The organism is Candidatus Tachikawaea gelatinosa (genome assembly GCF_000828815.1).
Classification (GTDB): domain Bacteria; phylum Pseudomonadota; class Gammaproteobacteria; order Enterobacterales; family Enterobacteriaceae; genus Tachikawaea; species Tachikawaea gelatinosa.
Map to the genome: position 1 here is coordinate 575,349 of NZ_AP014521.1, position 12,749 is coordinate 588,097.

Sequence of the window (12,749 nt, forward strand, 5' to 3'; positions counted from 1 at the left end):
AAAATATGGAAAAAGAAATAATTTTAAAAAAAATATATAATGGAAAATTTATTACTCAAAATGAAAGTTTTTTTTTATTTGATTGTATTATTGAAAATCAACTAAATTTAATTGAATTAACTAGCGTTATTATTGCTATGAAAGTTAGAGGTGAAACACCAGAAGAAATAACTGGAGCTGCAATAGCTATATTAAGAAAAGCAAAAAAATTTCCATCACCAAACTATGACTTCGCAGACATAGTTGGAACTGGTGGTGACTCTGGTAATAATATTAACATTTCTACTGCTAGTGCATTTGTTGCTGCAACTTGTGGTGTAAAAATAGCAAAACACGGCAATATCAGTAATACTCGGTTGGGTTCTTTTAATCTTTTACAAAAACTTGGAATTAATATTAACATCACTGCAGAACAATCCAGATTTTTTTTAGATCATATAAATCTTTGTTTTTTATTTTCAAACAATTATCATTTTATTTTTCAAAATATTCAAAATATACGACAAACGATTAAAGTAAAAACAATTTTTAATATTTTAGGACCACTAATTAATCCTGCAAGACCAAAATTAGGTTTAATTGGAGTTTATCATCCTTTTCTGCTTTTACCTGTTGCAAAAACTTTACAGTTATTGGGCTACAAAAGAGCTATTGTTGTTAATAGTGGTAATATAGATAAAGTATCTTTGCATAAAATTACTCAAATAGTTGAAGTTCAAGGAGAAAAAATTTTTAGTTACCAAGTTTCACCAGAAAATTTTGGTTTACCTTTTTATTCTAGAAGTTTTTTTTATAAAAATACCGATGAACAAAATTATGAAATTTTTATTAAAATTTTGCAAGGAAAAAGTGATAAATTCTATGAAGAACTTATAGCTATTAATGTTGCATTACTATTAAAGTTATTCAACCATGAAGACTTATATGAAAACGCAAAATGGGCTTTACAGGTTATTCGTAGCGGTGAGTCGTATAAAAAAGTTTTACAGTTAACGGAAAAAAATAATGAACAACACAATTTTAGATACAATTATTAAAAATAAAAAGATATGGATAAATAAAAAAAAAAAAGATGAACCTATTACTGTTTTAAAAAATTTGTTACAAAAAGCTGATAACAAATTTTATAAAACAATAACAAATACTAAAGAAACTATTTTTATATTAGAATGTAAAAAATTTTCTCCTTTTTCAAAAAATATTTCAATACACTTTGATTTAAAAAAACTCTTACAAGAATATAAAAATTATGCTTCAGTTGTTTCTATTATAACTGATGAAGAATATTTTAAAGGAGACTTTAATTTTTTATTGATTGCAAAAAAAAAAATTTCTCAACCAATATTATGTAAAGATTTTTTTATTGATAAATATCAAATTTATTTAGCACGTTATTATCAAGCAGATGCAATTTTATTAATGTTATCAATACTAAACGATGAAGAATATATAAATTTATCAAAAATAGCACATCAACTAAAAATGGGAATATTAACAGAAGTTAGTAATCAAGATGAAGTAAACCGTGCAATGCAATTAAAAGCAAAAGTTATTGGTATTAATAATCGTGATTTGAGAAATTTTTCTATTGATTTTAATCGTACTTATCATTTATCTGCAAATTTAATAAACAAAAACATAAAAATTATTAGCGAATCAGGAATTGCATATTATGCTGATATTAAAAAATTAAACCCATTTGTTCATGGTTTTTTAATAGGGACCAATATTGTTAAAAAAAAAAATATTAATATAGGAATAAAACGTATTATTTTTGGAGAAAATAAAGTTTGTGGTTTAACACGTATAGAAGATGCTAAATTTGCTTATCAATGTGGAGCAATTTATGGAGGTTTAATTTTTATAAAAGAATCAAAACGGAAAATCGATGATATCACAGCAAAAAAAATTATTAATAGTGTTCCACTACAATGGGTAGGAGTATTTTCTAATGAATCAATTAAGAATATTTTAAATAAAGCATTACAATTAAAATTAAAAGTTATTCAACTACATGGAGAAGAAACTCAAGATTTTATTACTACTTTACGTAAAATTTTACCTAAAAAAATTAATATTTGGAAAGTATTAAAAATAAAAAATTTTTTGCCAGAAAGAAATTTTTTTCATATTGATCGATATGTTTTTGATAATGTATATGGAGGAAGTAATAAATCATTTAATTGGTCGTTATTAAAAAATCAAAATTTAGAAAATGTATTATTAGCAGGCGGTTTAAATGCTAAAAATTGCCAAAAAGCTTCTTATTTTGGATGTTCTGGCCTTGATTTTAATTCTGGAGTAGAAATTTCTCCAGGTATTAAAGATCATCAAAAAATTAATTCTGTTTTCTATATACTTAAAAACCTATAAAACTATTTAGAAGAAAAAAAATGTTACTTAATACATATTTTGGAAAATTTGGAGGAATGTTTGTCCCTCAAATCCTAATTAACGCTTTGAAAGAATTAGAAAGATATTTTGTTCAAGTAATGCATCAGAAAAACTTTCGTCGTGATCTTAATGATTTGCTTATAAACTATGCTGGTAGACCGACATCCTTGACTTTATGTCGTAATTTAACACAAGGCACAAAAACAAAACTTTATTTAAAAAGAGAAGATTTATTACATAGCGGAGCACATAAAATTAATCAAGCTCTAGGTCAAGTTTTATTAGCAAAACATATGGGTAAAAAAAGAATTATTGCTGAAACAGGGGCAGGACAACATGGAGTAGCTGCTTCTATTGCTAGCACATTATTTAATATGGATTGCCGTGTTTATATGGGATTAAAAGATATAGATCGCCAATCTCAAAACGTTATGCGTATGCGTCTTTTAGGCACAGAAATTATTCCAGTTAAAAGTGGATTAGCAACATTAAAAAGTGCTTGTAATGAGGCATTACGAGATTGGTCTAAAAACTATGAAAACTCACATTATATGATAGGTACAGCAGCAGGTCCTCATCCATATCCTACAATAGTTCGCGAATTTCAAAGAATAATAGGTAAAGAAACTAAAGAACAAATCTTAAATCGAGAAGGAAAATTACCCAATATGATTATTGCTTGTGTTGGAGGAGGGTCTAATGCTATTGGTATATTTACCAATTTTATTGAAGAAAAACATGTAAAACTCATTGGAGTAGAACCTGCTGGAAAAGGAATAGAAAGTGGCAAACATGGTGCACCTTTAAATTGTGGAGATTTAGGAATTTATTTTGGAATGAAGTCACCTATTATGCAAAATAATACAGGACAAATTTTAGAATCTTACTCAATTTCTGCTGGGTTAGATTTTCCATCTATAGGTCCTGAACATGCATATTTAAAAGATATTGGACGTGCAAAATATGTTGTAATAAACGATAAAGAAGCAGTTGATGCGTTTAAAAAACTTTGTAAATATGAAGGGATTTTCCCTGCTTTAGAGTCTGCTCACGCTTTAGCATATGCTTTAAAAATTATTAAAAAAAATCCAAATAAAGAACAAATAATAATTGTGAATCTTTCTGGACGTGGTGATAAAGATATTATTACTGTAAATGATTTTTTATCTAAAAATGCAAGGAAAATTCAATGAAAAGATATAATAACGTTTTTAAAAAATTATTATCAAATAATGAAGGTGCTTTTATACCATTTGTTGTTATTGGAGATCCTAGTATTGAATACACAAAAAATATTATTGATATTATTATAAACAGTGGAGCAGATGCTTTAGAGTTAGGTTTTCCATTTTCTGACCCTGTAGCAGATGGCCCGACTATTCAATCTGCAATGATGAGAGCTTTAAAATCTGGAGTTGATCAAAATTTTTGTTTTAGCTGTATTAAAGAGATTAGAAACAAATATCCTCAGATTCCTATTGGTATATTAGTTTATGCAAATCTAGTTTTTTGTAATGGTATTGAAGAATTTTATAAAAAATGTCAAGAATCAGGTGTAGATTCTGTATTAATACCAGATCTTCCAATAGAAGAGTCATCAAATTTTTGTAAAGTTGCTAATTATTATAATATAGATGAAATTTTTATTTGTCCGCCAAATGCAACCGATAATTTTTTAAAAAAAATATCTAAATTAGGAAGAGGTTACATATATCTAGTATCTAGATTAGGAATTACTGGTGTTGAAGATAATCAGTTACTTTTTTTAAAAAGTTTAATTAATAAATTAAAAAAATATAATTCAGTACCTATTATACAAGGTTTTGGAATTAGTAATACTGATCAAATAAAAACTATTATTCAATCTGGTGCAACAGGAGTAATTTCTGGATCTGTTATAATAAAAATTATAGAAGAAAATCAGTCAAACTTGACTTTGTTATGCAAAAAATTAAATTCAATTGTACGTTTGTTAAAAAATGCTACAATTAATACAATAATATAAAAATCTATCAATTTTAAATCTTTCATTTGATATTATGTAAATTTTATATAAAATATAACGATTTTTTTTCATCTCTATAAAGAAAGAAATTTATTATTGTATTGAAAATATTAATAAAAATGTTTTATAGCTCATTTTTATTAAATTTATTATAATAAACTATTTTTTTATTTAACTACTCTTAAAGTTTTTTTGCAAGGAGAAATAATGGTTATTACGGCAAATATGTTGTACCGTGATACAATCTCTTTTATAAGAAATCAATTAATTAAAATTATTTTTATTTCAATAATTTTTTCATTTTTTGTAGTATTTTTTGATTCTTTTTTACATAGTGATAAAGAAATTATTACAACATTTATTGAAAATAAAAAAAAGTTTTCTTCTATTTTTGAATATATTAATAGTCTAACGTTAACTCAAAAATATACTTTATTATACGTATGTGTTATTAAAATTTTTTTATTTATTACAAATATTTCACTATTTGTTGGCGTTATTTTATCTGTTATCGATCTTATATCTTCTCATAGATCTTGTACATTAATAAATCTCATAAAAAAAATCAAGCCAGTTTTTTTTCAAATATTTATTCAAACTTTGATTATTAGATTACTTATTAATAGTTCTTTTGCATTTTTTATGTTACCTAGTATTTTTATTGCCATTCTTTTATCGCTATCACCTATTATTCTTTTTGCAAAGAGAATTAAATTATGGCATGCCTTTCAAGAAAGTATATCTGTTACTTGGAAAAATCTTTGGATTATAGCTCCTATAATATTATTTTCTTTTTTAATAAAAATGATTTTTTTAATATTTTTAAAAAACTTTATAGGAATAGAGCATGATTATATATTTTCTTTTTTAATTAATTTTGTTAATAACTTATTTTATGCAATAGAGTTAATTTATTTATCTAGATTATATATGCTATTACCTAAATAAATTTTAATTCTATTTTATTTATAATTTTTTCTTTTAATGTTATATAAAATATATGAAATATATAATAAACATTATACCGTTGTTTTTCTTTTTTATCTTTTATAAATTATATGATATTTTTATTGCCTCCATAAGTATGGTAATAACTAGCGGTTTTTTGTTGTTATTTAATCGGTTTGTTTTAAAAAAAAAGCTTACTAAGATAGAAATTATTAACTTTTTTTGTCTTACATCACTATGTATTATTAGTTTATTGTTTCACAACGCTATCTTTATAAAATGGAAAGTTACAGTTATATATTTTATATTATCGTTTGTTTTTGTCATTAATCATTGGTGGAAAAAAAAATTTTTAATAAAAAAATTTTTTGAAAAAGATTTTAAATTATCTGAAAATATTTGGAGTAAATTAAATATAGCTTGGTCTATATTTTTTTTTATTTGCGGATTAATAAATATTTATGTTACTTTTTTTTGTTCTGAAGTATTTTGGATAAATTTTAAAATATTTGGTTTTACTTCAATAACTTTTATTTTTCTTTTATTAAATGGTATTTATATTTTTAAAAAAAATAATTTGGAAAAATAATTTTTTAAATTTGTTGTTATATTTATAAATTTATACATCATGAATAATTTTTTAACTATTTATTAAAATTTTTCACTACTATTTATTAATAATGAGTATAATTCATTAATTACTACAAAAAACTAGTAACTTCTTTTATGAAATGGTTACTTATTATTTATTTTTTAATGTCAGTTAAAATTATCTGCTATTTATTAATTGATGAGTTATATATTGAACAAAAAAGATCAAGAAGATCACATGCAATTTTATTGTCTATTAGCAATTGGTATGATGAACTAAAAAAGTATCAAAACATTTTTACAAATACTTATAGTAATGTAGCAAAATCATTATTTAAATTCTCTCATTATCGACAAAAGTTATTGGGCGTTAAAGGAAAACAATTAAAAATTTTTACGCACGCTCAAAAAATTATGCATGTACTAATTCGTGATATTTTATTAGCACGTAATAGTATAAAAATGATTTTTTATATTTGGTATCCTGGGGGTTTAGCGGATGAAATTGCAAAATCCTTAATACTTGCATCAAAACGTGGAATATCTTGTAAATTAATTTTAGATTCAGTTGGTAGTTTTTGCTTTTTTAAAAGCTTTTGGGCAAAAAAAATGCGTGATGCAGGAATCGATATAGTAGCAGCCTTAAAAATAAATATTTTTAGAATATTTTCTAGAAGGATAGATATAAGACAACATCGAAAAATAGTTTTAATTGATAATAATATTGCATATACAGGAAGCATGAACTTAGCTGATCCTTTCTATTTTAAACAAAAAAAAAAAGTTGGTCAATGGATTGATATTATGATCAGATTAAAAGGACCAATTGTCATTTTTATCAATGTACTTTTTGCTTGTGATTGGGAAATAGAAACAGGAGAACCTATTCAACTTCAAATTAATGATTATAGTAAAAAAAAATATGATCATGTTATTCAAATGGTACCTTCCGGGCCCGGTTATCAAAAAAATATATTACATAGAACTTTGTTAACCGCAATATATTCTTCTCATAAACAATTAACCATAACTACTCCATATTTTGTGCCTAGTGCTCGTCTTTTAGAAGCTATTTGTAAAATTGCTATACGAGGTATCGATGTAAGAATCATTATTCCTAAAAATAATGATTCTTTTTTAGTCACTTGGGCAAGCCGTTCTTTTTTTAGTGATTTATTAAATGCAGGGGTTAAAATTTATCAATTTGAAGGTGGATTACTACATACCAAAAGTTTATTAATTGATCAACAATTAAGTTTAGTTGGTACAGCTAATTTTGATATGCGTAGTTTATGGTTAAATTTTGAAATTACATTAGTAATTGATGATAGAAAACTTGGAAAAAAATTATACCATATTCATAATGAATACATTGCCAAATCCACGCTATTAAATATTAAAATTTGGTCAAAAAGATCTTGGTGGAAACGAATAATTGAACGGCTTTTTTATTTTTTTAGCCCTTTATTATAAATTTTTAATTTTTTTTAGATTATATATCTAACTAGAAAAACTAGGAAATGCAACTTTAATTCCAGTTACAATAAATTCAATACCTAAAGACATTAATAATAGCCCCATAATTTTTGTGACAATACTAATTCCAGTTTTTCCAAGAATACGTACAACATAAGGTGCAACAAGAAATAATAACCAACAGAAAAAAGAGAATAACATAATTGATAAACTAAAACCTAATAAATCAAAAATATTTTTAGAATGTGTACTCCAAACAATTGTTGAACTTATTGCTCCAGGTCCCGCCATTAATGGTAAAGCAAGAGGTACTACACCAATATTTCCATTAGAATTATTATCAATATCATCAGAACTAGACTTTTTGTTATTTTGAGATTTTTCTAGTTTGCCACTAATCATAGACATTGCTATAGTTAAAATCAATATACCACCTGCTATTCTAAAAGATTCAATTGAAATTCCAAAAACACGTAATATAGAATCTCCTAAAAAAAGTGAAATACATAATATTGCAGCAACAGTAAAATGTGCAACAATATTAGTTTGTTTTCGTTCTGTTACAGATTGTGTACTAGTCATTCCAATAAAAATTGGTAATACCCCAACAGGGTTTACTATTACAAAAAGTCCAATTAAAAATTTAATATATTCGGATAGACTAATAGAAAAAAGATTCATAGTTTGTTTGCTCCTTGAGCAATTAAATTTTTATGAATCATTTAATGAAATTTATTATTAGTAGAGTATATATAATAAATAAATGATTTTATATAAAAAATTTCTTGCCATTGTAAAAAAAAATTATAGGGTTTTTAATAAATATTAATAATAAACGTTTATATTTTTATATAAAATATAAATTTAAATTATTTTATTAAACGTTGTATATATAAAATATTACATTATCGTAAATAAATACGAGTTTTTTTAAAAATCTGTGTTTAATTAATATTTTTATATTAAAAAATAGTTAAACTTACCAATAATAACAAAGTTAGTGTGTTTTTTATATAAATTTTTAAAAAATATTTTGTATAGATAATTTTATCATAAATATTGTTAGTTATTTTATGTAAATTTTTTATTTTTTGTTTATTTATATATTTTATTAATATTAAACTTTTTTTTATTATTAAATAATTTATATTTTCTTTTTATTAATTTTATTTTAGATCTCATTAAGACTAACTGCTTTAAATAAAATTTTTATTAATTTTTTTTAAATGTAAATACGTTATATTGATAATTGGTTTGTTACACTATTTATTTTCTACACATTACATTAATTATATTAGTATATCTAAAATAAAGTATGTTTATTAAAATTTTTTTAAATTTTTTATATAGACAGTAAATACGTTTCATATAGTTAACTATAATATATAAATATTAAAAAAAATTTTTAATATTTGGATACCAACGATTAAGAATTTCTTGTGCTATATTAGGAAATTTTTTATAAATATAAAAAGCTGTTTTTTTCATTTCAAGAAAAGATAATCGATGTTTGAAAGGATTGGCAACTTTAAAATTAATAAATCCAGTTTGACGGGTACCTAAAAAATCACCAAAACCTCTATGTTCTAAATCATATTTTGCTATTTCAAAACCGCTATTATAATTCTTTAAAATTTTAAAGCGTTTTTTTGCAATTTCGTTTAATGGATGTTTATATAACATTATACAATAAGATTGATGACTTCCTCTTCCTACTCTTCCGCGTAATTGATGTAATTGAGATAAACCTAATCGTTCTGAATTTTCAATAATTATTAAACTTACGTTAGGAATATCAATTCCTACCTCAATTATAGTTGTGGTAACTAATAGTTGAAAAAAGTTTTTCTTAAAAAGAAACATAATATTTTTTTTTTCGGAATCTTTCATTTTACCATGTAAAATACCAATATTATATTGAGGTAATAGATTTTTTAATTCTTTTAAAGTAATTTCTAAATCTCTAATATTCAATGATTTTGATTGAATAATTGATGTACATATCCAATAGATTTGTTGTCCTTTTTCTAAAATTTTTTTTATACGGTTAATCAATTTTTTTCTACGAATATCAGGTATAATTACTGTAACAATAGGTAAACGATTTTTAGGTAGTTCTTTTATAATAGATATATTAATATATTCAAAAGATACCATATTTATAGTTCTTGGAATAGGTGTAGCAGTCATCATTAATTGATGAGGATATTTTTTTTTATATTCGGATTTTTCTAATATAGAAAAACGTTGATTCACACCAAAACGGTGATCTTCATCGATGATGATTAAAGATAAATTTTTAAATATTACTTTTTTTTGAAGTAAAGCTTGAGTCCCAATGATCATTAATACATAACCCGACGCTATTTGATGATATTGTTCTTGACGAATTTTCTTATTTTGCTTACCAGTTAAACAAACAATTTTAATATTAAATGGTAAAAACCATTTTAAAAATTTTTTTTTATGTTGTTCAACTAATAATTCAGTAGGAACCATTAAAGCTACTTGTTTTCCATGCAAAATTACATTTAATGCAGTAATAGCAGCTATTAAAGTTTTACCTGAACCAACTTCACCTTGTATTAAACGATACATAGGAAAATCATTTTTTAAGTCTTGATTGATTTCATTTATAACTTTTTTTTGTGCGTTTGTTAATTGAAAAGGTAAATTAGAGATAAATTTTTCAACAGATTTTTTATTAATAAAAAAAGGAATGGATTTATATTGTTGTTTGATTTTTTTTAAAAAAATTAAATGTAAATGATAAGCTAAAATTTCTTCTAAAATTAATCGTTTTTTTGCTAAAAAAATTATATTTTCTTTTAACGTATTCTTATACAAATCAATTGATGGTTGATGTATTTCTCTTAATGCGCTTGAAAAGTCTATCAAATTATTTTTTATGAATTCTGGAATAATTTCCTTAATATGTACTTCTTTTAATAAATTTAGAGCTTTTTTAATAAAAAATTTAATTGTATTTTGAGATATTCCTAACATTTTAGGATATATTGGAATTATTGATTTTTTTTTTATATTAAGATAATCTTTGTTATTCATTAAAAATTTAGGATGAATAATCTCTAATTGATTAAAATTTTTTATGATTTTTCCATAGAATGTAACTGTAGCACCAATAAATAATGTTTTTTTTATTTGTGGAGAAAAATAAAAAAAACGCAAAAAAAGATCACCACTTTCGTCTTTTATTTTATATAGGAAAATATAACGATTTTTTTTGATAATTTTTTTACAGTTTATAACTGTCCCTTTGATAATATAAACATTATTTGGAATAACTACATTAATTTTTGAAATTTTTCTATAATCTTCATATCTTAATGGAATAAAATATAGCAAAAGATCGTGAATATTATTTATTCCTTTTTTTAAAAATATTTTCTTTTGATCTAAAGAAATATTAATAAGTGAATTAATTGAGATATTTCTAAGATAAATATTTTTCATATTCATACTATGCTTGCTAAATTTTTATAGAAAAATAAATACATAAAAGATAATAATGCTCAAACAAAATTTTCTAAATATATTTATAAAATTTTTTAAAATTAATAAATTAAAATAAAAAAATTTAATCACTAATATTTTTATATATATTTAAAATACTACTATTAATTAATCCTTGTTCAATTTCACGTAAAGCAATAACAGTAGCTTTATCATTATCTTCAGGAACTAATGTTTTCTTACCACCAGATTGAATTTGGTGAGCTCTTTTAGCGGCAACTAAGACTAAATCAAAACGATTTCCTACTTTTTCAACCGCATTTTGCACTGTTACTCTTGCCATATTACAATTACCTTTTTGTTATGTTAATAATTTGTTAATTAAATCATAATTATAAACTTTTTGTTGTTTAGTAGATAGATGCGCAGTATAAAAAACGTTTTTAAGATCAAATAAAGCTTTACTAAAGTTATCATTAATAATTAAGTAATCATATTCATGATAATGACTCATTTCTTTAATAGCTTTTTTCATCCTTTTTATAATAACAACATCAGTATCTTGTCCTCTATTTTTTATACGATGATATAATACTTTTTTAGATGGAGGTAGTATAAAAATACTACATATATCTTTATTTTTTTTACGAATTTGATTAGCTCCTTGCCAATCAATATCTAGTATTACATCATAATTTTTTAGTAGTAGTTTGTTAACTAATACTTTTGAAGTACCATAATAATTATCAAAGACTTTTGCATACTCTAAAAATTCGTTTTTTTTAATTAATTTTTTAAATTCTTTTTTTGAAATAAAGTGATAATCTTCTCCATCTATTTCTCCTGATCTTATCTCTCTAGTAGTATATGAAATAGATAATTTGATATTATAAAAAAATTTGTTTTTTAAAATATTCGTTATTAACGTCGACTTACCCGCTCCGCTGGGAGCGGATATGATATATAAGATATTTTTTTTTATCATAAGCAATTATTTTTTAGCGAACCTTTTCCTTACTAATAAGAATATTAGATACTGAAATCAGCCCAAATAGGAATATGGTCAGATGTTTTAATCATTGCTCTAAAGCTATAATCCATTTCTGTTGTTTTACAAAATTTATATAGTGGGTAACTACATAATAATAAATCAATGCGTAATCCTTGATTTTTTTTGAAACTATTGAAACTATAACTAAACCAAGAAAAACAGTTATTTATATCTGGATTAAATGATCTCCAAATATCTATAAAACCCCAATTTACTAAACTAGCAAACCATTCTCTTTCTTCTGGTAAGAAAGCACATTTTCCATTTTTTATCCAATTTTTTTTATTATTTTCGCTGATTCCAATATCTTTATCATTAATAGCAACATTTATATCACCCATTAATAAGACAAAATCATTAGGAGAAAAATTTTTTTCTATAAATTTTTTTAATCTATAAAAAAAATTTTTTTTTTCAGTAAATTTTTCTATATTTTTTCTATTTTCTCCATTAGGAAAATAAGCATTAATGATAGTAATAATACCAATCTTGCTTTTTATTTTTACAAGAATTAAACGACGTTTTGTATGTATAGTATCATCTGGTAATCCTCGCAAAATACATATAGGTTTGTTTTTTGTTAATAAAGCTACTCCATGATATCTTTTTTGACCATAAAAAAAGGAATGATATCCTAATTTTTTTATATCTAAAATTGGAAATACATCATCATGAACTTTTATTTCTTGTAAACCAATTACATCAGGGTTATGTATACTAATAACCTGTTCTAATTGATTTAATCTAGCTCTTAATCCGTTAACATTAAAAGATAAAAATTTCATATATAATTAATTTTTTTTTAATAGC

General features: G+C 23.3%; 11 protein-coding genes and 1 pseudogene. 7 read left to right on the forward strand and 5 right to left on the reverse strand.

Features of this window, described 5'->3' with window-relative positions:
* Window positions 1-5 precede the first annotated feature (5 nt).
* The 7 genes from trpD (at window position 6) to cls (ending at window position 7,411) form a co-directional block, all read left to right on the forward strand.
* Complete coding sequence (gene trpD / locus TGUWTKB_RS02720; protein ID WP_041063644.1) at window positions 6-1,037, forward strand: anthranilate phosphoribosyltransferase; 1,032 nt, start codon at window positions 6-8, stop codon at window positions 1,035-1,037.
* Entirely contained in the window at window positions 1,006-2,373 is a 1,368-nt protein-coding gene (trpCF, locus tag TGUWTKB_RS02725; protein ID WP_041063332.1) for a bifunctional indole-3-glycerol-phosphate synthase TrpC/phosphoribosylanthranilate isomerase TrpF, read from the forward strand. The genes trpD and trpCF overlap by 32 nt, the downstream gene beginning before the upstream one ends.
* A gap of 20 nt (window positions 2,374-2,393) precedes the next feature.
* The gene (gene trpB, locus TGUWTKB_RS02730; RefSeq protein WP_041063333.1) at window positions 2,394-3,587 is read left to right on the forward strand and encodes a tryptophan synthase subunit beta; all 1,194 of its coding nucleotides are present in this window, start codon (window positions 2,394-2,396) and stop codon (window positions 3,585-3,587) included.
* Window positions 3,584-4,399 (forward strand): tryptophan synthase subunit alpha, encoded by an 816-nt coding sequence (gene trpA / locus TGUWTKB_RS02735; protein ID WP_041063335.1) that lies wholly within the window; start codon window positions 3,584-3,586, stop codon window positions 4,397-4,399. The genes trpB and trpA overlap by 4 nt, the downstream gene beginning before the upstream one ends.
* A gap of 207 nt (window positions 4,400-4,606) precedes the next feature.
* Window positions 4,607-5,347, forward strand: a complete 741-nt coding sequence (locus TGUWTKB_RS02740) for a YciC family protein (RefSeq protein WP_041063337.1) — start codon at window positions 4,607-4,609, stop codon at window positions 5,345-5,347.
* 52 nt (window positions 5,348-5,399) lie between these two features.
* Window positions 5,400-5,936, forward strand: coding sequence for an inner membrane-spanning protein YciB (locus TGUWTKB_RS03455; RefSeq protein ID WP_041063339.1), 537 nt, complete (start codon window positions 5,400-5,402; stop codon window positions 5,934-5,936).
* A 104-nt stretch (window positions 5,937-6,040) separates the two neighbouring features.
* Window positions 6,041-7,411 carry a cardiolipin synthase gene (gene cls / locus TGUWTKB_RS02750; RefSeq protein WP_408605742.1) on the forward strand — a complete coding sequence of 457 codons (1,371 nt, stop codon included), beginning with the start codon at window positions 6,041-6,043 and terminating at the stop codon, window positions 7,409-7,411.
* A 27-nt stretch (window positions 7,412-7,438) separates the two neighbouring features.
* On the opposite strand, the gene TGUWTKB_RS02755 is transcribed toward cls, so the two are convergent.
* The 5 genes and pseudogenes from TGUWTKB_RS02755 to xthA form a co-directional block, all read right to left on the reverse strand.
* Window positions 7,439-8,095 (reverse strand): YchE family NAAT transporter, encoded by a 657-nt coding sequence (locus TGUWTKB_RS02755; protein WP_041063342.1) that lies wholly within the window; start codon window positions 8,093-8,095, stop codon window positions 7,439-7,441.
* A gap of 711 nt (window positions 8,096-8,806) precedes the next feature.
* Window positions 8,807-10,888, reverse strand: a complete 2,082-nt coding sequence (locus TGUWTKB_RS02760; protein ID WP_041063646.1) for an ATP-dependent DNA helicase RecG — start codon at window positions 10,886-10,888, stop codon at window positions 8,807-8,809.
* A 145-nt stretch (window positions 10,889-11,033) separates the two neighbouring features.
* Window positions 11,034-11,231 (reverse strand): annotated as a pseudogene (gene rpoZ / locus TGUWTKB_RS02765) (DNA-directed RNA polymerase subunit omega); the annotation flags it as partial.
* Between the two features lie 18 nt (window positions 11,232-11,249).
* Complete coding sequence (gene gmk, locus TGUWTKB_RS02770; RefSeq protein ID WP_041063653.1) at window positions 11,250-11,870, reverse strand: guanylate kinase; 621 nt, start codon at window positions 11,868-11,870, stop codon at window positions 11,250-11,252.
* 47 nt (window positions 11,871-11,917) lie between these two features.
* Window positions 11,918-12,724: an exodeoxyribonuclease III gene (gene xthA, locus TGUWTKB_RS02775; protein ID WP_041063343.1), complete on the reverse strand. Its 807-nt coding sequence runs from the start codon at window positions 12,722-12,724 to the stop codon at window positions 11,918-11,920.
* Window positions 12,725-12,749: the final 25 nt, after the last annotated feature.

Excerpts from the sequence above, each read along its gene's own strand:
- trpD (WP_041063644.1), top strand. The coding sequence starts at position 6 with ATGGAAAAAGAAATAATTTTAAAAAAAATATATAATGGAAAATTTATT.
- trpA (WP_041063335.1), top strand. The coding sequence starts at position 3,584 with ATGAAAAGATATAATAACGTTTTTAAAAAATTATTATCAAATAATGAA.
- xthA (WP_041063343.1), bottom strand. The coding sequence starts at position 12,724 with ATGAAATTTTTATCTTTTAATGTTAACGGATTAAGAGCTAGATTAAAT.
- trpB (WP_041063333.1), top strand. The coding sequence starts at position 2,394 with ATGTTACTTAATACATATTTTGGAAAATTTGGAGGAATGTTTGTCCCT.
- TGUWTKB_RS03455 (WP_041063339.1), top strand. The coding sequence starts at position 5,400 with ATGAAATATATAATAAACATTATACCGTTGTTTTTCTTTTTTATCTTT.
- trpCF (WP_041063332.1), top strand. The coding sequence starts at position 1,006 with ATGAACAACACAATTTTAGATACAATTATTAAAAATAAAAAGATATGG.
- TGUWTKB_RS02755 (WP_041063342.1), bottom strand. The coding sequence starts at position 8,095 with ATGAATCTTTTTTCTATTAGTCTATCCGAATATATTAAATTTTTAATT.
- TGUWTKB_RS02740 (WP_041063337.1), top strand. The coding sequence starts at position 4,607 with ATGGTTATTACGGCAAATATGTTGTACCGTGATACAATCTCTTTTATA.
- TGUWTKB_RS02760 (WP_041063646.1), bottom strand. The coding sequence starts at position 10,888 with ATGAAAAATATTTATCTTAGAAATATCTCAATTAATTCACTTATTAAT.